The organism is Candidatus Dadabacteria bacterium (assembly GCA_009840385.1).
GTDB lineage: Bacteria > Desulfobacterota_D > UBA1144 > Nemesobacterales > Nemesobacteraceae > Nemesobacter > Nemesobacter australis.
Genome location: VXNX01000009.1, coordinates 1 through 20,840, shown reverse-complemented (window position 1 = coordinate 20,840; position 20,840 = coordinate 1). Strand labels below are relative to the sequence as shown.

The 20,840-nt window shown below is 48.3% G+C and carries 15 protein-coding genes and 1 tRNA gene; 5 read left to right on the top strand and 11 right to left on the bottom strand.

All coding sequences use genetic code 11. From position 1 onward, the window contains the following. Position 1: 1 nt before the first annotated feature. From F4X55_03260 to F4X55_03240, 5 genes are read left to right on the top strand one after another with little or no spacing between them, the layout of a single operon-like run. Positions 2-364, top strand: a complete 363-nt coding sequence (locus tag F4X55_03260) for a cobalamin biosynthesis protein CbiX (GenBank protein MYC40015.1) — start codon at positions 2-4, stop codon at positions 362-364. A gap of 17 nt (positions 365-381) precedes the next feature. Beyond that, a complete protein-coding gene (locus F4X55_03255) occupies positions 382-1,110 on the top strand; it encodes an HAD family hydrolase (protein ID MYC40014.1) in 729 nt (242 codons plus the stop codon). A 15-nt stretch (positions 1,111-1,125) separates the two neighbouring features. Beyond that, positions 1,126-2,805 carry a long-chain fatty acid--CoA ligase gene (locus tag F4X55_03250; protein MYC40013.1) on the top strand — a complete coding sequence of 560 codons (1,680 nt, stop codon included), beginning with the start codon at positions 1,126-1,128 and terminating at the stop codon, positions 2,803-2,805. Then, the gene (gene purL / locus F4X55_03245) at positions 2,802-5,036 is read left to right on the top strand and encodes a phosphoribosylformylglycinamidine synthase subunit PurL (GenBank protein MYC40012.1); all 2,235 of its coding nucleotides are present in this window, start codon (positions 2,802-2,804) and stop codon (positions 5,034-5,036) included. Before F4X55_03250 ends, purL begins: the two co-directional genes overlap by 4 nt. A 2-nt stretch (positions 5,037-5,038) precedes the next feature. Further along, positions 5,039-6,451 (top strand): amidophosphoribosyltransferase, encoded by a 1,413-nt coding sequence (locus tag F4X55_03240; GenBank protein MYC40011.1) that lies wholly within the window; start codon positions 5,039-5,041, stop codon positions 6,449-6,451. 33 nt (positions 6,452-6,484) lie between these two features. Here the strand turns inward: F4X55_03240 and F4X55_03235 are convergent, their stop codons facing one another. From F4X55_03235 to tuf, 11 genes are all read right to left on the bottom strand, one after another. Next, entirely contained in the window at positions 6,485-9,169 is a 2,685-nt protein-coding gene (locus F4X55_03235; GenBank protein ID MYC40010.1) for a valine--tRNA ligase, read from the bottom strand. 38 nt (positions 9,170-9,207) lie between these two features. Beyond that, positions 9,208-13,350 (bottom strand): DNA-directed RNA polymerase subunit beta', encoded by a 4,143-nt coding sequence (gene rpoC / locus F4X55_03230; GenBank protein ID MYC40009.1) that lies wholly within the window; start codon positions 13,348-13,350, stop codon positions 9,208-9,210. 18 nt (positions 13,351-13,368) lie between these two features. Then, entirely contained in the window at positions 13,369-17,559 is a 4,191-nt protein-coding gene (gene rpoB / locus F4X55_03225; protein MYC40008.1) for a DNA-directed RNA polymerase subunit beta, read from the bottom strand. Positions 17,560-17,612: 53 nt separating this feature from the next. Beyond that, positions 17,613-17,996 carry a 50S ribosomal protein L7/L12 gene (locus F4X55_03220; GenBank protein ID MYC40007.1) on the bottom strand — a complete coding sequence of 128 codons (384 nt, stop codon included), beginning with the start codon at positions 17,994-17,996 and terminating at the stop codon, positions 17,613-17,615. 38 nt (positions 17,997-18,034) lie between these two features. Then, positions 18,035-18,556 (bottom strand): 50S ribosomal protein L10, encoded by a 522-nt coding sequence (locus tag F4X55_03215; protein ID MYC40006.1) that lies wholly within the window; start codon positions 18,554-18,556, stop codon positions 18,035-18,037. A 36-nt stretch (positions 18,557-18,592) separates the two neighbouring features. Beyond that, positions 18,593-19,318 carry a 50S ribosomal protein L1 gene (locus F4X55_03210; GenBank protein MYC40005.1) on the bottom strand — a complete coding sequence of 242 codons (726 nt, stop codon included), beginning with the start codon at positions 19,316-19,318 and terminating at the stop codon, positions 18,593-18,595. 17 nt (positions 19,319-19,335) lie between these two features. After that, complete coding sequence (gene rplK, locus F4X55_03205; GenBank protein MYC40004.1) at positions 19,336-19,755, bottom strand: 50S ribosomal protein L11; 420 nt, start codon at positions 19,753-19,755, stop codon at positions 19,336-19,338. Between the two features lies 1 nt (position 19,756). Next, complete coding sequence (gene nusG / locus F4X55_03200; protein ID MYC40003.1) at positions 19,757-20,317, bottom strand: transcription termination/antitermination factor NusG; 561 nt, start codon at positions 20,315-20,317, stop codon at positions 19,757-19,759. 25 nt (positions 20,318-20,342) lie between these two features. Continuing rightward, positions 20,343-20,546: a preprotein translocase subunit SecE gene (gene secE / locus F4X55_03195; protein MYC40002.1), complete on the bottom strand. Its 204-nt coding sequence runs from the start codon at positions 20,544-20,546 to the stop codon at positions 20,343-20,345. A gap of 15 nt (positions 20,547-20,561) precedes the next feature. After that, positions 20,562-20,634, bottom strand: a tRNA-Trp gene (locus F4X55_03190). 24 nt (positions 20,635-20,658) lie between these two features. Then, positions 20,659-20,840, bottom strand: a 182-nt coding sequence (tuf, locus tag F4X55_03185; protein ID MYC40001.1) for an elongation factor Tu, incomplete at its 5' end; no start/stop codon positions are given.

Here is a 20,840-nt window from a genome sequence, read left to right as displayed (position 1 = left end):
GATGAAGGCTCTAATTCTAGTTGATCACGGAAGCACCGTAGAAGAGGCAAACGCGCTTCTTGAAGAGGTAGCCGATAAGGCAAGAACTTACCGCGACTCGCCGTTTGATATGGTTGAGCACTGTCACATGGAACTTTGCGAACCGTCAATAGAAGACGCTTTTCGCAAATGCGTCGCGGCCGGCGCGAGCGATATAACTGTCCACCCGTACTTTCTCGTACCGGGAAGACACTCAAAATCCGATATACCCAGGATGGTAGCGGAGGCAGCACGAGATTTTCCGCAAGTAAGCTACAGGGTCACAGAGCCATTAGGACTTCATGACAAGATAATAGAAGTCGTATTTGAAAGATCGCTTGTGTAATCCTCGTATAAAATCCGATGAAGAAATATTCAGCTGTCTTTTTTGACCTTTTTGACACGCTTGTAATGTTTGAACCGTCTCTTCTACCGAATGTAACACTTAATGGAGAGACTTGGAACTCCACCGCGCAGCATGTTTTCACACAGATGCGAGAGAGTCTCGGGGAAATGGAATTTGCGGACTTCTACGGACCTTTTGTTGAAAGTCACAGAGAACTCCTGGAACTTAGGCAAAAGGATTTAAGAGAGTATCCGAACAGAAAAAGATTCGAGATATTCATGGAGAAAACAGGTCTAAAAGGAGATGACGACTTGCTTGAGAGGTTCGTATGCTCACATATGGAAAGCCTCAGCGGAGCAATGGTGTACCCGAAGCATCACACGGAAATTCTTTTCTACCTCAAGGAAAAGGGATACAGGCTTTCGGTCGTCTCAAACTTCGATCACGCCCCCACGGCACGAAAACTGCTTGGAAAATTCGAAATTGCGGATTTCTTTGAACATATAGTTATCTCAGAGGAAGTGGGCTGGAGAAAGCCTCATAGGAGAATATTCGAGTTTGCCCTTTCAAGACTCGGCGAGAACGCGTCAGACGTCATTTTCATAGGGGATGATCCAGAGGCAGACATAATGGGATCTTCTGACTGTGGGATTGACTCCATATGGGTAAAAAGAAAAGAACTGTTCACCCGGGCAGAACCAAGATTCATCATAAAAGACCTGCAAGAGCTAAAGGAAATAATCTAGAAGAATACCGCCTTGATGCAAAGACTCACCCGCACAGAAAAAAGACTTCCCGGCACAAGAAGCAAAAACCAAATAGCCACAATACAGAATATGCTTGAGAGAAAGTCCTCTCTTTACGCAGACAAGATCGCGTATTCCATAAGAAAAAATGATCTGTCTGTAAGTTCTCTCACATTCAGCGAAGTTTTCACTCTTTTCACCCAGTTCTCAGCTCATCTCATGTCTCTAGGTCTTAAGAGAAGGGAACATGTGGCGATAGTGGGGGAGAACAGCCCCCAGTGGGCGATTTCCTACTTTGCGGTAATCTGGGCAGGCGCCATAGTCGTCCCGCTTGACGCAAGGGCGAGAACAGAGCACATAAAACAAGTCCTCGTGCTCTCAGATTCGAGGTTTCTCATTGCCTCGGCGGGGTTTACGGAAGCTTTGAGCAACACGGGAGCTGTCGAGCACATAATACCAATGGACGAGGCTCTTGAGGTTCGGTCGCACACTGAAAAAACCGTTCTCGCGGAAAAACTAGAACCCGAAGACATAGCCGATATAGTTTTTACCTCGGGAACCACGGGCAATCCCAAAGGCGTAATGCTCTCTCACGCGAGCATAATGTCAAACCTGGAGACACTTTACAGCGCTTTTCCCATAACAGTGGAAGACACAGCTTTTTCCATACTGCCCATTCACCACGTATACGAAAGAATAGGTGGAATACTGCTGTCTTTTTACTGTGGGCAAAGGGTGTTTTTCTCAAGAAGCATAAAACCGAGGGAAATGCTCTCAGACCTTAAGGTCGCAAGACCGACCGTATGGCTTAACACCCCCTTGATACTCGAGAGACTGCTTCAGAGAATCGAACAGAACAAGGCAAAGAATTTCCTCACAAGGGCCCTCCCCTCCAAGCTTTTCGGGAAAATGGCGAGAAAACGTCTGGGTCTTGACCGTCTCAAACTTATAGTAAGCGGTGGAGCCGCTCTTTCGGAAGCAGCCTCCAGAGGCCTTGAGAAATACGAATTTCCCCTCTTGCAGGGATACGGAATGAGTGAAACAGCTGCGGTTATATCCGCAAATCCTTTTTCGAAACCGAAAAACGCAAGCGGCGGCATGGTGCTTGAAAACAGCGAGGTTGAGATAAGAGATACAGACTCCGAAGGAATCGGGGAAATATGCGTGAGAGGCGCTAGCGTAATGAAGGGTTACTACAAAAACCCTGGCGCCACAAAAGAGATCCTCTCGGATGACGGCTGGCTCAGGACCGGTGATCTGGGTTATTTTGATCACGAAGGTTACCTTTACATAACGGGAAGAAAAAAATCGGTTATCGTAACTAGGGGAGGAAAAAACATCTCTCCCGAGGAAATCGAGGAGAAGCTCACCCCGCTTGAAACGATTGAAGAAGCGATTGTATTCAGCCCTGATGATGAAAGAATACAGGCCGTGATATTCCCGGAAGCGGAAGGAATTTCCAAAAAACTCGGTCAGCCCCCGCAACACGGAGACGATGAAAGAATCTGGGACGTTCTTAAAGACCAGATAACTGAGCTCAACCGCCGACTCGAACCTCACAAAAGAATCAGCCATTTCGCGGTTGCCAGAGAAGAATTGCCGAAAACAACTACGAGAAAAGTAAAAAGATATCTTTTCAGAGATATGGACATATCCAAGACAACGAAATTCATCCATCCCCCAGAAGACAAATGAAAGACAAGGCATCTCTCCAGTTCGCCATGGACCATGGCCTCACCGAGAGCGAATACGAAAAAATAGTCAAAACCCTGGGCAGGGAACCGAATTCAACTGAAATAGGAGTCCTTGGAGCCATGTGGTCTGAACACTGCTCCTATAAAAGTTCCAAGGTGCACCTTCGAAAATTTCCTACAACAGGAGCGCAGGTGATACAGGGTCCGGGAGAAAACGCCGGAGTTGTGGACATAGGGGATGGCTACTGCGTCGTTTTTAAAATGGAAAGTCACAATCATCCCTCTTTCATAGAACCTTACCAAGGCGCCGCAACTGGGGTCGGGGGGATACTCCGGGACATATTCACCATGGGAGCAAGACCGGTAGCGCTTTTGAATTCCCTTCGGTTCGGAAATCCCCATCTCCAGAAAACGAAATTCCTCGTAGAAGGAGTCGTATCGGGAATAGCCGGCTATGGAAACTGCATGGGCATCCCCACGGTAGGAGGTGAAATTTATTTTGACGACTGCTACAACGGAAATCCTCTGGTAAACGCCTTTGCTCTCGGAGTAACAAAAAAAGATAACGTTTTCCGCGGATACGCATCGGGCGAAGGAAATCCCGTAATATACGTCGGATCGAAGACCGGAAGAGACGGAATACAGGGAGCTATCATGGCGTCAGACACCTTTACCGAGGAAACCGAAGAAAAAAGGCCCGCGGTGCAGGTGGGAGATCCGTTCACGGAAAAGCTTCTTCTTGAAGCCTGTTTGGAGCTGTTTAAAACGGACTGTGTTGTTGGGATACAGGACATGGGAGCCGCGGGCCTTACATCTTCTTCAACAGAAATGGCCGATCGTGCAGGGACCGGACTTGAGATTGAAATTGAAAGGGTTCCCAGGCGGGAAGAAAACATGACCCCTTATGAAGTCTTGCTTTCCGAGTCGCAGGAAAGAATGCTCGTGGTTTTAGAAAAAGGCAGAGAGGATACGGCCCGGGACATCTTCAGGAAATGGAACCTTGATTTTTCGGTCATCGGCAAGGTAACCGATTCGGGGAAACTGACCGTTGTGGAAGAAGGGACCACGGTTGCGGACCTGCCCGTGAGTCTTATAACTTCAGGCGCGCCGACTTACGAAAGACCGATAAAGAAACCCGCTTACCTGGAAGAAACAAAGAAACTGAATCCAGAAAATCTCCCCGAACCCGACGACCTTCAGAGAGTTTTTCTTGAGATCCTGTCTTCTCCGACTGTCTCGAGCAAGAAATGGGTGTACGAGCAGTATGACCACATGGTAAGAACTGACAGCGTTTTGGGACCAGGAGCAGATTGCGCGATAATAAGGCTTAAGGGGACGCAGAAGGGAATTGCAATGACATCTGATGTGAATTCTAGATATTGTTATCTAAATCCCCGTGAAGGAAGCAAAATAGCTGTTGCAGAAAGCGTAAGGAATCTGGCTTGTTGTGGTGCTCGTCCTCTTGCAATTACCGATTGTCTCAATTTTGGGAACCCTGAAAACCCCGAGATAATGTGGCAGTTTTCAGAAAGTGTTGAAGGCATGTCGGAAGCCGCAAAGGCGTTTAACACGCCTGTGGTAAGCGGCAACGTCAGTCTCTATAACGAGACTGAAGGTGTCGCCATATTCCCTACCCCGACTGTGGCGATGGTAGGCCTCATAAAGGATACGGCCAAAATCGTCACTCCCTGGTTTCAGGATCCCGGAGACTTGGTGATACTGCTTGGGGGAGCTATGGAAGAAGATATAGGAGGAAGCGAGTATCTTAAGAATGAACATGGCTTGGTTGATGGGGAGCCGCCTTCAATTGATCTTGATAAGGAAAAAAGGCTTGCCGAGATGTTGATTGCGTGTGCTTCTCAAAGTATAATTAGGTCGGCGCACGATATATCTGAGGGCGGCTTTGCGGTGACGCTCGCGGAATGTTGTTTTAGTCCAGACGGCACAAGGGGGGTCCTGGTAAAAGCGCCCGACATAAATGAGAACTCTCTTAGAAGCGATCTGTTTCTTTTCTCCGAAACACAATCCAGGGTAATAGCAAGCATTAACGAGGATAGTTGGGAAAAAGTAAAAGAGATGGCAAGCGATTACGATGTCCCCGCGCTGCGTGCCGGAGTTGTTACTGATGACAACAGGTTCTGTGTCGAAGATTCAATTGACATGAAAATCTCAGCAGTTCATGACGCATGGTCTATGGGCTTTGAGAGAAGCCTTTCAGCCACAGAGGGGTAAAAATGGCGAAGCTACGCGAAGAGTGTGGAGTCTTTGGAATATATGATCATCCCGAGGCTGCCAACTTTACCTATCTCGGCCTCTACTCTCTACAACACAGAGGGCAGGAAAGTGCCGGCATAGTGTCAACCGACGGTGAAAAGCTTTATTCTCACCGGAAAATGGGGCTTGTAACCGAAGTTTTCGACGGAGAATCCATATCAAGCCTTCAAGGTACTACCGCAATCGGCCACGTAAGATACTCCACAACTGGCTCAAGCAACAACAAAAATACCCAGCCCCTGATAATGAACTACGAGAAGGGGGAACTCGCGGTCGGGCACAACGGCAACCTTACAAACGCAAAAGCGCTAAGACACAAGCTTGAAAAAGAAGGTTCAATATTCCAGTCAACAACGGACACTGAGGTAATCGTACACCTCATAGCAAGATCGAAGGAAAAGACTTTTCTCAAAAGAACCATAGAAGCCCTTACTGAGTGCAAGGGAGCATATTCTCTTGTGTTTCTAACGCCTAAAGGCCTGGTAGCTGCACGTGACCCCCATGGATTCAGGCCTCTTGTTCTCGGAAAGATTGATAATTCTTACGTTGTGGCTTCCGAAACATGTGCCTTTGAACTCATAGGAGCCAATTATATAAGGGAAATAGAACCCGGGGAAATAGTATTTATAAATGAGAACGGAATCAGGTCATTCAAGCCGCTTCCTAAAAAACAACACAAATACTGCGTATTTGAGAACATATATTTTTCTAGACCCGATTCATTCCTCCAAGGAAGAAACATTTATCAGATGAGAAAGAACATGGGCAAGCAACTCGCAATCGAGTCTCCGGCCGACGCAGACATAGTTGTAGCCGTACCCGATTCGGGGACGCCGGCGGCCATGGGATATGCCGAGCAACTTGGAATTCCCTTTGAAACGGGGTTTCTGAGAAGCCACTATATAGGAAGAACCTTTATAGAACCTCAGCAGTCAATAAGAAACTTCGGAGTGAAACTTAAGCTCAGCGTGATAAAGGAAGTTATAGACGGTAAAAAAGTAGTGGTAGTCGATGATTCCATAGTGAGAGGCACAACCAGCAGAAAAATTGTCAAGATGATACGCGATGCCGGTGCCAAGGAAGTTCACATGAGGATAAGTTCTCCTCCAATGAAATTTTCATGCTATTATGGCATAGATACTCCTCTCAAAGAAGAACTCATAGCGCATTCGCTCGAAGTGGAGAAAATAAAGGATTACATAACCTCCGATTCTCTGGGATACCTAAGCAAGGAAGGAATAACAAAAGCCGTTACCAACGGCGATAAAACCTCTAACGGAAGAGCAAACTACTGTTTTGCGTGTTTTGACGGCAACTATCCGGTGGAAATAACGGACGAAAAAATATCGCATCAACAGATGGATCTTTTTTAGACCTTTAGTACCGCATTTAAATGGCAGTTTGAGTTATACTGCCGAAAGTTTCCCGAGAATTTCCTCAAGCTTCTTTTTGTGGCTTTGAAACTCATCCAGCTTCCCCCTTTCCTTTTCCACAACATCCTCGGGAGCACGTTTGATAAAATCGCTGTTTGCAAGTTTACCCTCGGTCTTTTTAAGTTCCTGTGAAACTTTTTCCAGGTCCTTGCTCAACCTGGAAATCTCCTTCTCAAGATCAAGCAGATTCTCAACCGGCATAACTATTTCTACTCCGGAAACAACTTCTGAGATTGCTTTGCCCTGGAAATCCCCACCGCAGACAACGCAATCGCTAAGAGAAGCCATGCCGAGGATAACCTCAAGATTCTCCCTTAAGACATTTTCTGTCTCACCGCTCTCAGAATTAAGGTGGATAGACACTTTGTCCGACGGATGAACTCCCACAATGGCCCGCAGGTTTCTTATTCCGGTTACAATGCTTTTTATAAGTTCAATCTGGTCGGATTCTTCTTTGAACATCTCGTTTTCTCTCGGTGTCGGATATCGCGCGTCGAGAATACTCCTTGAGTCAAGCCCCTCCTCTTCATGAAGACTTATTCCCCTTTCCCTGAATATTCCGAAGATCTCTTCCGTAATATAAGGCGCAAAGGGATGAAGCGCCCGCAGAGAACGGAGCAGGACGCGCACAAGTACGTTAAGAGTAGTCTTTTTTGATTCGCTATCCTCTCCGTAAAGCGAAAACTTGGATATCTCGAGATACCAGTCGCAGTAATCATCCCAGATGAAGTGATAAAGCGCTTGCGAAGCCTTGTCGAACTCGTAGTTCTCGATGAATTCCTCAACTTCTCCCAGCGTAATATTCAATCTGGTAAGAATCCACCGGTCGGGGACGCTTAAGGAATCGGTGTCAATATCGGAGTCGTAAATAATTTCCGGTTCTAGGTTCATAAACACAAATCTGGTCGCATTCCATATCTTGTTCATGAAGTTCCTGTATCCCTCAATAACAGGGAAAGTAAGTTTTATGTCCCTTCCCTGAGCTGCAAGCGCCGCAAGGGAAAAACGAAGCGCGTCGGCGCCGTATTTTTCGATCACGTCAATAGGATCAATAACGTTGCCCGTTGTCTTGCTCATCTTGCGACCCTTAGCGTCCCTTATGAGCCCATGCACATAAACATCCCTGAAGGGCACATCACCCATGAATTTAAGTCCCAGCATTATCATTCTCGCGACCCAGAAGAAAATAATGTCAAATCCAGTAACCAGACACGATGTCGGATAGTAATGCCCGAGCGCTTCGGTATCCTGCGGCCACCCCAGGGTGGAAAAAGGCCAGAGTCCGGAAGAAAACCACGTATCCAGTACATCCGGATCCCTAACAAGTTTGACTTCCTCACCATAATGCTTCTTCGCAGAGGCGGCGACTTCGTTCTCATTCATGCCGACGAAGATCTCTCCGTCAGGACCGTACCATGCGGGTATTCGGTGTCCCCACCACAGCTGTCTTGAAATACACCAGGGCTCTATATTTCTCATCCATTCAAAATAAGTGTTTTCCCAAAACCCGGGATGAAACCGTATCTCGCCCCGTTCCACACACGAAATGGCTTGAACGGCAAGCTCCTCGGCATTTACGTACCACTGGTCAGTCAGCCAGGGTTCCACGACCGCCCCCGAACGGTCACCGTAAGGAACCGTATGAGCGGTTTGCTCAACCTTTACCAGAAAACCCCCTTCCTCAAGGTCCCTGACTACCGCTTTTCTTGCTTCAAACCTCTCAAGTCCTTCGTATTTGTCGGGAACGTCACCTTTTACATATCCTTGCTCGTCAAGAATGTTTACGATATCGAGACCATTTCGTTTTCCGACCTCGAAGTCGTTAAAATCATGCGCCGGAGTTATCTTCACGGCTCCCGTACCCTTCTCGGGATCGCTGTACTCATCCGCTATTACGGGAATCTTCCTTCCCACAAGAGGCAAAATCGCATTTTTGCCGACTAGATCGGTGTATCTCGGGTCATCCGGATGAACTGCAACTGCGGTGTCTCCAAGCATGGTCTCGGGGCGTGTTGTAGCTACAGTAAGGAACAGGCCTTCGTCCCCTTCTATCGGATACCTGATATACCAGTAGTTTCCCTGGGTTTCTCTCTGCTCCACCTCCAGATCCGATATGGCGGTACGAAGCTCGGGATCCCAGTTAACAAGCCTCTTGTCCCTGTAGATAAGTCCCTCGGAGTAAAGGTCAACAAAAACTTTTCTGACCGCCTCCGAAAGGCCTTCATCAAGGGTAAACCGCTCCATTTCCCAGTCGGGAAGCGCTCCGAGCCTTTTGAGCTGCTCGGTAATGCGACTGCCTGAATTCTCTTTCCACTGCCAGATCCGTTCAAGAAATTTCTCCCTGCCCAGATCGCTTTTCGTGAGTCCTTCGGAAGCAAGCTCTTTTTCAACCATCATCTGAGTCGCAATACCGGCGTGGTCCGTTCCCGGAACCCAGAGAACGTCAAAACCCTTCATTCTCCTGTACCTGACCAGAATGTCCTGAATGGTGTTGTTAAGGGCGTGGCCTATGTGGAGAGATCCCGTTACGTTGGGAGGAGGAATGACAATCGAGAAAACTTTTGCCGAGTCCGTTATCTCGGACTTGTGAAGTCCTGAGGAAACCCAGAAATCATAAGTTCTCTGTTCAACCTTGGCAGGGTTGTAGCTTTTTTCCATGGCTGATCGAAAGAAAGAAACAGACCGCAGAGGAAATATCAGCCTTCTAGCACAACATCTTCGCTCTTTTCTTCGATTTCCGGTACGGGTACCGGTATTTCGGGTGCTTCGGTCTCTATATTTATGTCCCTGTACATGGGGAGGCCGGTGCCAGCCGGAATCAACCTGCCCACTATGACGTTTTCCTTGAGTCCCCTGAGGTCGTCTTCTCTGCCCTCGCAGGAAGCCTCGGTAAGAACCCTTGTGGTTTCCTGAAAAGAGGCCGCGGAAAGCCAGCTGCGCGTACTCAGCGAGGCGCGGGTTATACCCAGAAGAAGCGGTTCGGCCGCTGCAGGGGTTCCGCCTTCCTGAACGATTTTCTCGTTTTCCTCGAAGAATACGGTTTTCTCTATAGCCTCGCCGACAAGCATCGTGGTGTCGCCGGGATCTTTTATCTTCACCCTTTTGAGCATCTGCTTGACTATAACCTCTATATGCTTGTCGTTGATCTTCACGCCCTGGAGTCTGTAGACCTCCTGAATTTCGTTAACCATATAATTGGCAAGGGCTTTTTCCCCCATGATATTCAGAATGTCGTGAGGGTTAACCGCACCGTCAACAAGCTGGTCGCCCGAAGATACGAACTCCCCTTCCCTGACCAATATATGTTTTCCCCTGGGCACCGTATACTCTTTTGGTTCCCCCATTTCCGGAGTGACTACAACCCTCTTTTTTCCCTTTACATCTTTTCCGTAGGAAATGAGTCCGTCGATTTCGCTCACAACCGCAGGATCTTTGGGTATTCTGGCTTCAAAAAGCTCGGCAACTCTTGGAAGTCCTCCGGTAATGTCCTTTGTTTTCGATGTCGCTCTCGGAATCTTCGCAAGCACGTCTCCCGCCTCTATATCATCCTTGTCACCAACCTCTATTATGGCGCCAACGGGAAGCGAATAAGGGATTTTCTTCTCCTTTACAGAATCTTTTTCTTCGGAGTTCAAATCTTCGGTTCTTACTTCGACATCAAGCGTGGGATGCATCTCCAGGTTCTTAGTCTCAACTACGACCCTTTTGAAAACACCCGTGACTTCATCCACCTGCTCCTTATAAGTGGCTCCGGCTTCAAGGTCCCTGAACCTTACGACACCCGGAACCTCCGAGATTATCGGGTTCGTGTAGGGGTCCCATTCCGCAAGCATCTTCCCCTTTTTTACCTTGTCTCCTTCCTTCACATTAAGCCTGGCTCCAAGAACAACGGGACATTTCTCCCTTTCATACCCCTTGCTATCCTCAATTGAGAGCACGCCGCTTCTGCTGGTAACCACCAGTTTGTTGTCACGCCCCTTCACGGCCTTTATGTTTTTAAACCTCACTATTCCCTCGTGCTGGCTCTCAAGAGTGCTCTCAGCCGCTCTCTGGCTCGCAGCACCACCTATATGAAAAGTTCTCATGGTAAGCTGAGTGCCGGGTTCCCCGATTGACTGGGCCGCGACAATACCTATGGCTTCCCCCATATTCACGAGCTTTCCTGTGGAAAGATTCCTTCCGTAGCAAAGCCTGCAGACGCCGGTTCTGGTCTCACAGGTAAGAACGGAACGGATACTCACCTCGCCTATGCCCGCTTCGTCTATTTCCTTAACCGTGGTCTCGTCAACTTCCTCATTTGCCTCAATGATAGTCTCTCCGGTCTTGGGATCTTCTATATCTTCAAGCGTTACTCTTCCCAGCACCCTCTCTCCCACTTTCTCGATTATCTCCCCGCCTTCAACCAGATCGCTGACCTTGATTCCCTCTATAGTGCCGCAGTCAAGTTCAGTAATCATTACGTCCTGAGCGGCATCGATCAGCCTTCGCGTCAAGTAACCCGCATTTGCCGTTTTAAGCGCCGTATCCGCAAGTCCCTTCCTCGCGCCGTGGGTAGAAATAAAATACTGAAGCACCGACAGACCTTCGCGGAAATTGGAGGTAATGGGGGTCTCTATGATCTCCCCCGACGGCTTCGCCATAAGTCCTCTCATGCCCGCAAGCTGCCTTACCTGGGTCTGGCTTCCTCTCGCACCCGAATCAATCATCATGTATATGGGGTTGGAACTCGGCCCGGTTATACTGGTCTTTTTGCCGGTCTTTATTTCCTCGGAAGAGATTTTTCTCATCATCGCCTGGGCAACTTCGTCACTTGTTTTCGCCCAGATATCTATCACCTTGTTGTATCTCTCCCCGTCGGTTATCAGTCCCTGGGAATACTGGTTCTGAACCTTCAAGACTTCATCCCTGGCATTCTCCAGAAGGTCTTTTTTCGATTCGGGAATAATCATGTCCGTAATCGAAATGGAAGCACCGGACTTAGTTGAATACTTAAATCCGAGAGTTCTCAGGCTGTCAGCCAGCAAGACCGTGCTTTTGCCGCCGGTTTTCCTGAAGCACTCATCGACAAGAGCTTCTATGGCTCTTTTTGTCATCGGCTTGTTAATAAGGTCAAAGGGAACGCCTTCGGGAACGACCTCGTACATTAGAATTCTTCCGACGGTCGTGGGATGGTTCTGCCCTTCAATCCTGACGGTTACGCTATCATGCAAGCCAATTTTGCCCAGCTCATAGGCAAAAACTACCTCGCGCACCGAGAGAACATTCCCTGAATCAGCACTTTTGTCCGACGCGGCATCCCTTGTCAGATAGTAAAGCCCGAGAACTATATCCTGAGTGGGAAGTATTATCGGCTTTCCATGCGCAGGGGAAAGAATATTGTTAGTTGACATGACAAGCGAGCGGCATTCAGTCTGCGCTTCAATTGAAAGCGGAACGTGGACCGCCATCTGGTCACCGTCAAAGTCAGCGTTGTAAGCCGGGCACACAAGGGGATGAAGCTGTATGGCCTTGTCTTCAATAAGCACCGGCTCGAAAGCCTGTATGCTAAGACGATGGAGAGTCGGGGCTCTGTTAAGAAGCACAGGGTGCTCCTTGATAACTTCGTCAAGAGCATCCCAGACCACCGGGGCTTCACTGTCAAGCAGTTTTTTCGCTATCTTTATCGTTGCCGCTTCGCCCCACCTCTCGAGCTTCTGGTAGATAAAGGGCCTGAAAAGCTCAAGCGCCATCTGTTTGGGAATTCCGCACTGGTGAAGACGCAGGTCCGGGCCCACGGTGATAACCGATCGGCCCGAGTAATCGACTCTTTTTCCAAGAAGGTTCTGCCTGAATCTGCCTTGCTTGCCTTTGATTATGTCGCTCAGACTCTTAAGAGGCCTGTGGTTGTGGCCCAGAACGGGTCTTCCCCTTCTTCCATTTTCCAAAAGCGCGTCAACGGATTCCTGCAACATCCTCTTTTCATTTCTAACTATTATGTCAGGAGCGCCGAGTTCAAGGAGCTTTCTCAGCCTGTTATTTCTGTTAATCACCCTCCTGTAAAGATCGTTAAGATCAGAAGCGGCAAACCGTCCCCCATCAAGAGGGACAAGAGGCCTGAGATCCGGAGGAAGAACAGGAATGGTAGTCAGAATCATCCATTCCGGCCGGTTTTTGGATTTGCGAAACGCCTCACATATTCTCAGTCTTTTCGCAATACGGGCTTTTTTAATCGGAGACCTGGTCTCTCTCATGCTTACTCTGAGATCCTGAGACAGTTCATTGAGGTCTATTGTCTTCAGCATCTCCCGCACGGACTCGGCCCCCATGCCGACGACAAACTCAGAACCGAACTGCTCCCGCTTGTCTCTGTACTCATCTTCCGTTACTACCTGAGCAAACTTGAGATCGGAAACCCCCGGATCCATAACTATGTAAGCCTCGAAATAAAGCACCCTCTCCAAGTCCTTTAAAGTCATGTCCAGAAGCATTCCTATTCTGCTTGGAATGCTGCGGAGAAGCCATATGTGCGCTACAGGAGAAGCAAGTTCTATATGACCCATTCTCTCCCTTCTGACCTTGGAGGAAATTACTTCCACACCGCATTTCTCGCACGTTACCCCTCTGTGCTTAAGTCTCTTGTACTTTCCGCAGGTGCATTCGTAATCTTTCACGGGCCCAAATATCTTGGCGCAGAAAAGACCGTTTCTCTCCGGCTTGAAGGTCCTGTAGTTTATAGTCTCCGGTTTTTTTATTTCACCATTTGACCATGACCTAATTTTTTCCGGAGAAGCTATGGAAATTTTTATGGTCGAATAATCAGAAGGGTTTTTCGGCTTTTCAAAGAGCGTGTCTATATCCATGGTACGGTTCCCTCCAAATTAATATTTAGGAAGCGAATCAATTTCCGCTTCTTCCTCAATAAGATCGACATCGAGTCCCAGCGCCTGCAGTTCCTTGCGCAACACTTTGAAAGATTCAGGAAGGCCTGGTTCAAAGTTCATATCTCCTCTCACGATCGAGTCGAAGATCCTGGTTCTTCCCGCCACATCGTCCGACTTTATGGTAACAAATTCCTGAAGCGTATAAGCCGCTCCATAGGCTTCAAGTGCCCAAACTTCCATTTCTCCGAGTCTCTGCCCGCCAAAGTGCGCCTTCCCTCCAAGGGGTTGCTGGGTTACAAGGGAGTAAGGCCCGATCGCCCTGGCATGAATTTTTTCTTCCACAAGGTGGTGGAGCTTTAACATGTACATTATTCCCACGCACACCTTCTGATCGAAAGGCTCTCCGGTCTGACCGTCAAAAAGGATGGTCTTTCCGTCTTCGTGGATACCGGCAAGCCTCTGTATCCGCGAGATTTCAGCTTCGTCGGCACCATCGAAAACCGGAGATTTCACCGGAATTCCGTCTTTGAATTCCACTACCAACTCAACAAGACTGTCCCTGTCAGACGACTCAATAAGCTTCCCTACTTCCGAAGAATCCGAATATATTTCCAGAAGCTTATCTCTTAAGGCTTCCGTGCCGAACTCGCCCTCCACATACTCGCTAAGCTGCCTTCCAAGTTCTCTGCCGCCCCATCCCAGATGGGTCTCCAGTATCTGCCCGACATTCATTCTTGAAGGCACGCCGAGGGGGTTAAGCACCATATCAACCGGCCTTCCGTCAGAGAGATAAGGCATGTCTTCCTGCGGAAGTATTTTCGACACGACACCCTTGTTGCCATGGCGTCCCGCCATCTTGTCGCCGACCTGAAGCTTTCTTTTAACCGCAATGCGGACTTTAACCACCCTGAGAACCCCGGGAGGCAACTCGTCGGGCTTTTTAAGCTTCTCCATGCGCTGTTCATAAGCAGCACTCACGTATTCAATACGCTTGAGAACCCTCTCGACTATTCCGACCAGTTCTTCACCCGCTTCGGGAAGACCCTTAATCCTGACATCAACCAGCTTTTCCAAGGGGATAGCATCGAGAATCTCCTCGGTAATTTTCTGCCCGCTCTTAAGAACCGTCTTCCTGTTAACCGTAATCTTGGAAAGGGAGGTCTTGCCGAGAACTATATGCTTTACCCTGTCGACCGCATCCCTTCTTAGAATGCTTACCTCGTTTTCCTTATCCAGCTTTAATTTCGAGATCTCATAGTTCTCGATAAACTTACTCCTGTCGTCCTTGTCCACCGAGCGGGATACGAGAGTTTCAACATCTATCACGGTGCCGTGCACCCCGGAAGGCACCTTGAGAGAAGAATCCTTGACGTCTCCGGCCTTATCTCCGAATATTGCCCTCAAGAGCCTTTCTTCAGGAGAAAGCTGGGTTTCGGCCTTCGGAGAAATTTTTCCGACCAGTATATCCCCGGGTTCAACTTCGGCACCTATCATTATTATTCCGCTCTCATCCAGGTTCCTCAGCGACTCTTCCGACACGTTCGGTATATCTCTGGTTATGTCTTCTCTGCCGAGTTTCGTTTCCCTCGCCGTACACTCAAACTCTTCAATATGGATCGAAGTGAACGCGTCGTCCTTAACAACTCTCTCGGATATCAATATCGCATCTTCAAAGTTGTATCCCCCCCACGGCATAAAAGCGACAACCATGTTCTGTCCGAGCGCGAGCTCGCCGTGGTCCGTTGAACACCCGTCAGCTATTACCTGCCCTTTTTTAACCCGCTGCCCCTGGCGAACTATGGGATTTTGATTCCAGCAGGAACTCTGGTTTGACCGGTGGAACTTTATCAGGTTGTAGATGTCAACCCCTCCTTCCCGGCTTCTTTCCGTAGACTTGACTACGATCCTGACCGCGTCCACAGATTCCACCACACCATCCCTTCTGGCGACAACGGTAACCCCGGAATCCTTGGCCACCTTGCTTTCAAAACCCGTCCCCACAAGCGGTGAAGTACTTTTTATCAAAGGCACGGCTTGGCGCTGCATGTTGGAACCCATGAGAGCTCTGTTCGCGTCATCATGCTCAAGAAACGGAATAAGAGAAGCTGAAACCGATACAAGCTGTGAAGGGGACACGTCCATAAACTCAACCTTCTCCCTCTCAACCATCATAAATTCCCCACTTCCCCTGGCGGAGACAAAAGGCAGTTTGAAAGACCCGTCTTCTTCAAGAGGGGCGTTTGCCTGAGCCACCACGTAGTCCTCTTCCATAAGAGCGTTCATATAAACTATTTCATCCGTAACACGCCCGTCCTTCACTTTCCTGTACGGCGTCCGGATAAACCCGGATTCGTCTATCTTCGCGTAGGTGCTAAGGCTTGAGATAAGTCCGATATTAGGACCTTCAGGGGTTTCTATGGGGCATATTCTCCCATAGTGAGAAGAGTGAACGTCTCTCACTTCAAATCCTGCCCTCTCCCTGGTAAGTCCACCCGGACCCAGCGCGCTCAGCCTTCTTTTATGAGTTATTTCCGAGAGAGGATTAGTCTGATCCATGAACTGAGAAAGCTGGCCCGTGGTGAAAAACTCTTTCAGAACCGATGTCACGGTTTTCGGGACGAGCACTTCGTTGGGCATAAGGTTCTCTATGGTCTGGTATCCCATTTTTTCCTTTACGAAACGGGCAAGCCTTTCGAGGCCGTGATAAAAACGGTCCTCTATGAGTTCCCCGACAGTTCTGACTCTCCGGTTTCCGAGGTGGTCTATGTCGTCTGTGGATCCCCTGCCGCCTTTTAAATCAAGCAAGTATTTGACGGTCAGCAGAATGTCTTCTCTGTCCAAAGTGAGATGATCTTCTTTTACCCCCTTCCTCTTAAGCTTATAGTTGATCTTGATTCTGCCCACTCTCGAGAGTCTGTATGACTCGGGAGTAAAGAACATGTTTTCAAAGAAAGTCTGTGCGACCTCGTTTGAGGGAGGATCCGTCGGTCTGAATTTCTTGTATATCTCTGTTACGGCTTCCTCGCACGAATCCACCTTGTCGGAGAGAAGCGTGGTCCGAAGGGAACTTACGAACAGGGTTTTGTCTATGTAGTAAACCCTGAGGGTTTCTCTGCCGATGCGGCGCAGTTCCTTGAGTTTTTCTTCTGTTATTTCCTCATTGAAATCAAGTATTACTTCCCCCGTTTCGGGATCGGAGACTACTTCGGCCGAGGGTTTTTCAATTATCTCTTCATCTGAGACGGGTACGGAAGTCATGCCGGCTTCTTCGAACCTAGGGAGAAGGTTCTTAAGCCTCCTTCCCTTTCTGCCTATAAGTTCCCCCGTTTCCGGATGGATTATGTCTTCAGTCGCTTTCTGATAGGAAATTATCTCGGTTGTTGTCTCCTTTTTAAAACCATCCGGCCCCGAGTCAAAAATTTCCGCGTTTACTTCCTTTCTAAGTTCTTGCGGTTCTATGTGGAAAGTCTCCACGGGATAGAAAAAATCCATTATCTGCTGTTCATCGTAGCCCATAGCCTTGAGAAGGACGGTGACATGGAATTTTTTCTTTCTGTCTATGCGCACATGGAGCATGTCCTTAAGATCGTATTCAAAATCAAGCCAACGACCGTTCTGGGGAACGATTCTCGCTATAAAGGCCCCTTCCTTTCCAGACAACTGGCTCTTACTTTTATCTCGATCAAAAAAGACCCCGGGAGATCTGTGAAGCTGGTTGACTATGACTCTTTCGGTCCCGTTCACTATGAAAGAACCGCTGGGGGTCATAAGCTGTACTTCTCCGAAATATATCTCTTGCTCTTTTATGTCGCGGAACTGCCTTTCGGTGTCCTTCTGCCCCTTCTCACCCTCGGGTATGTCCCATATTATAAGACGGAAGGTTACGTAAAGGGGAGCAGTGTAGGTATAGCCTTTAAGTCTGCATTCAGCGAAATCATACTTGGGTTCGTCAAGCCTGTAGTTGAGATACTCCAAGGACGCCTTGCCATTATAGTCCTCAAGGGGAAAAACGGCCTTGAAGGCTCCGTGAAGGCCGGTGTCCGAACGTTCATCCGGAGGAACATCGGCCTGCAGAAAATCTTGGTACGATTTTATCTGTACATCAAGCAGGTGGGGGATATCCAGAACCTGGGGGATCTTTGAAAAATCTTTCCTTAATTCCTGAGACTCTACCTTTTCTATGCTCAATACGCACCCCCTCGTTTTTTAATTTAAGTGAAAATAACCGGAAAAAATTATCGTCAGTTAACTTCAACGGTCGCCCCGGCGTCTTCAAGCTTTTTCTTGATCTCTTCAGCCTCATCCTTGCTCACTCCCTCTTTTACGGGCTTAGGAGCTCCCTCGACAAGTTCTTTGGATTCCTTGAGTCCGAGACCCGCAATTTCCCTTACCGCTTTTATAACCTGTATTTTCTTGTCTCCGAAGGAGCCGAGAATTACACTGAATTCACTTTTCTCTTCGGCCACAGGAGCGGCTTCGGCACCGGCAGCAGCTGCAACAGCGACTTGCGGCGCGGCAGCCTGGACACCAAACTTGTCTTTTATCTCCTCTATCAGTTCGGAGATCTCAAGCATGCTGGCTTGTTCAAGATAGGTGATAACGTCTGTTCTGCTAATATCGGGCATCTGTTTTATTCCTCCTTGATAAACAGTTCTACAACTTTTTATTCAGTCTTTTTTTCTTTTAAACCTTCGAGCACGCCGACAATATTCGAGCGTGCCTGCTCCAAAACTCCCACGAGGTTGCCCATCGGAGCGCTGAGAAGGCCTATAAACTCGGATAGAAGTTCCTGTCTTGACGGAAGCTTCGCTATCCGCTCTATTCTGGATACGTCGACTACTTCTCCCTCGAATATTCCGCCCCTTATCTTGATTTCGGGAAAATCTTCACCGTAATCAATAAAGACCTTCGCCGCCGCAGAAGATTCCCCATCGCAGATCGCTACCGCGGTGGGTCCTGAGAAAAGATCCTTCATCTTCTCTACGTCCGTTCCGAGCGAAGCTTTTTCCAAAAGAGTGTTCTTAACAACCCTGAATTCCGTATTGGTCTGCCTGAGCTTCTTTCTCAGGACATCTATCTCCTTTACTTTAAGCCCTTGGTACTCGACGATGAACACTGACGGCCCGGAATGAAATCTGGATGCCAAGTCATCAATTATTTTCTGTTTTTCGGCTTTGCTGAGCATAGTTTCTCTCTTTTCGTATCTAGTTTCGCGCTATGTTCACGCTGCGATTCCCATATTTTTAAGCTCGTTTCTAAGATCCGGCACACTTACTCCGATGCCGGGACCCATGGTCGCCGACACCGAAATCTTCCTCAGGAAAACACCCTTGGAAGCGGCAGGCTTCTCTTTTATCAGAAAACCCATAAAAGCGAGGAAGTTTTCCTTTAAGTTTTCTTTTCCGAAAGAAACTTTCCCGACAGGAGCATGTATAACGCCGCTTTTATCGTTCCTGATCTCAACACGACCGGCCTTTGATTCCCTCACCACGTTAGCAACATCCGAAGTCACCGTACCTACCTTGGGACTCGGCATCAGTCCTCTGGGTCCCAGAACTTTTCCCAGTCTACCAACTTTCGCCATCACGTCAGGAGTGGCTATAGCCACATCAAAATCAAGCCAGTTCTCCTTGGAAATCTTCTCAACAATATCGTCAAGACCCACGTAGTCAGCCCCGGCATCTTTTGCCTCAGCCGCCTTGTCATCCGCAGCGAATACAAGAACCGTTATTTTTTTCCCGAGACCGTGAGGCAGCACGACAGCGGAACGAATCTGCTGGTTTGCGTGCCTGGGGTCTATGCCGAGGTTTACGGCTACATCCACCGTTTCGTCAAATTTCGCGTAGTGTGCCTGCGCCACAAGCTCCATGGCCTCTTCAACCGTATACTCTTTGTGGGTATCCACCTTGGCGCTTACGTCAATATACTTTTTTCCTCTGATGGCCATGAAGTTTTCTCCAAACTTTATCCTTCTATATCAATTCCCATGCTTCTCGCAGTGCCGCGCACGACCATAAGGGCCGCATCAATTTCATCGGTATTGAGATCCTCTAGCTTTCTCTGCGCTATTTCCCTTGCCTGCTCTTCCGTAATCTTCCCGGCTTTTGTCCTAGGTGTAGACCCTGAACCCTTCTCTACGCCCGCAGCTTTTTTCAGCAGGTAAGAAGTAGGAGGAGTTTTTATCTGAAGATCAAAACTCCTGTCCGCGTAGACGGTTACCGTAACGGGAAGAAGCCCTTCGGTAGAAGATGTCTGGGCGTTAAAAGCCTTGCAGAATTCCATTATGTTAACGCCTCTTTGTCCGAGCGCGGGACCCACGGGAGGCGAAGGGGATGCCTTTCCCGCCTCAATCAGCAACTTTATGTAACCGCTTATTTCCTTCATTCTAGATTTTCTCCACCTGGTTAAAATCGAGCTCTATGGGCGTGGTTCTGCCGAAAATGCTGACCAATACCTGCACCCTGGCTTTCTCGGGTTTTACGTCTTCTATAATTCCGGAGAAATTGGCAAAAGGTCCCTCTATAACTCTTATGGATTCTCCTTTCTCAAAGGCGACACTCGGTTTGGGTTTGAGCGTACCCTCTTTCGCCCTCGTCTTTATCTCATTAACCTTTTCTTCGTCAACTTCGGGAATGGAATCAATATTTATCTTTCCATCAACCGGGCGGCCTCCCACGAAACTTATGACCTTAGGTATTTCCCTTACGAAATCCAGAGTCTCTTTGTTGAGGTCCATTTTAATCATTATATATCCGGGGAAGAATTTCCTTACAGAGGTTCTTTTCCTCCCGCCTTTCTGCGTCTCAACCACGGTTTCAGTAGGAATAAAAACCTCGTCAATAGCAAGGTTTTCATTGTTCATGCTCTCTATTCCGTTCTCTATCTGGGTTTTAACCCTTTCTTCAAAACCTGTATTGACGTGTACTATATACCACTTGCTCGGCATCCGAAGACTGCTCCCAATTCGTTCTTTAACTCAGTATAAGACCGAACAGAAAAGAGAACACGTAATCGGCCAGCATAAAAAAGAGTGCAAAGAACGCGGTAATAATAACAACCACTAAGGTTGATTTGACCGTGTCTTTACGCTCGGGCCAAGTTATTCTTTTCAGTTCTGTGGCAACACCACTGAGATACCTGGTCGTATCAACTTTGATTTTGTCAAATTTTTCCATGACCTGGCTTTTCTGCAGGGCAGGAGGGTCTCGAACCCCCAACCTGCGGTTTTGGAGACCGCTGCTCTACCAATTGAGCTACTGCCCTGTAGAGTCTCCCGTTAGTTACCCATCACTCAACAATCTTAGTTACTACCCCTGCCCCCACAGTTCTTCCACCTTCTCTTATCGCAAACCTAAGCTGCTCCTCCATCGCCACCGGCGCTATCAGCTCTACATCCATGCTCACGTTGTCCCCAGGCATTACCATCTCCACTCCCTCAGGCAATACCACCGCCCCTGTCACATCCGTCG

Bases quoted from the DNA above. Each gene is read 5' to 3' on its own strand.
- F4X55_03235 (MYC40010.1), bottom strand. From the start codon at position 9,169: ATGGAAAAAAGCTACAACCCTGCCAAGGTTGAACAGAGAACTTATGAT.
- rpoC (MYC40009.1), bottom strand. From the start codon at position 13,350: ATGGATATAGACACGCTCTTTGAAAAGCCGAAAAACCCTTCTGATTAT.
- F4X55_03260 (MYC40015.1), top strand. From the start codon at position 2: ATGAAGGCTCTAATTCTAGTTGATCACGGAAGCACCGTAGAAGAGGCA.
- secE (MYC40002.1), bottom strand. From the start codon at position 20,546: ATGGAAAAATTTGACAAAATCAAAGTTGATACGACCAGGTATCTCAGT.
- F4X55_03210 (MYC40005.1), bottom strand. From the start codon at position 19,318: ATGGCCATCAGAGGAAAAAAGTATATTGACGTAAGCGCCAAGGTGGAT.
- F4X55_03255 (MYC40014.1), top strand. From the start codon at position 382: ATGAAGAAATATTCAGCTGTCTTTTTTGACCTTTTTGACACGCTTGTA.
- F4X55_03250 (MYC40013.1), top strand. From the start codon at position 1,126: ATGCAAAGACTCACCCGCACAGAAAAAAGACTTCCCGGCACAAGAAGC.
- F4X55_03240 (MYC40011.1), top strand. From the start codon at position 5,039: ATGGCGAAGCTACGCGAAGAGTGTGGAGTCTTTGGAATATATGATCAT.
- nusG (MYC40003.1), bottom strand. From the start codon at position 20,317: ATGCCGAGCAAGTGGTATATAGTACACGTCAATACAGGTTTTGAAGAA.
- F4X55_03220 (MYC40007.1), bottom strand. From the start codon at position 17,996: ATGCCCGATATTAGCAGAACAGACGTTATCACCTATCTTGAACAAGCC.
- rplK (MYC40004.1), bottom strand. From the start codon at position 19,755: ATGAAGGAAATAAGCGGTTACATAAAGTTGCTGATTGAGGCGGGAAAG.
- purL (MYC40012.1), top strand. From the start codon at position 2,802: ATGAAAGACAAGGCATCTCTCCAGTTCGCCATGGACCATGGCCTCACC.
- F4X55_03215 (MYC40006.1), bottom strand. From the start codon at position 18,556: ATGCTCAGCAAAGCCGAAAAACAGAAAATAATTGATGACTTGGCATCC.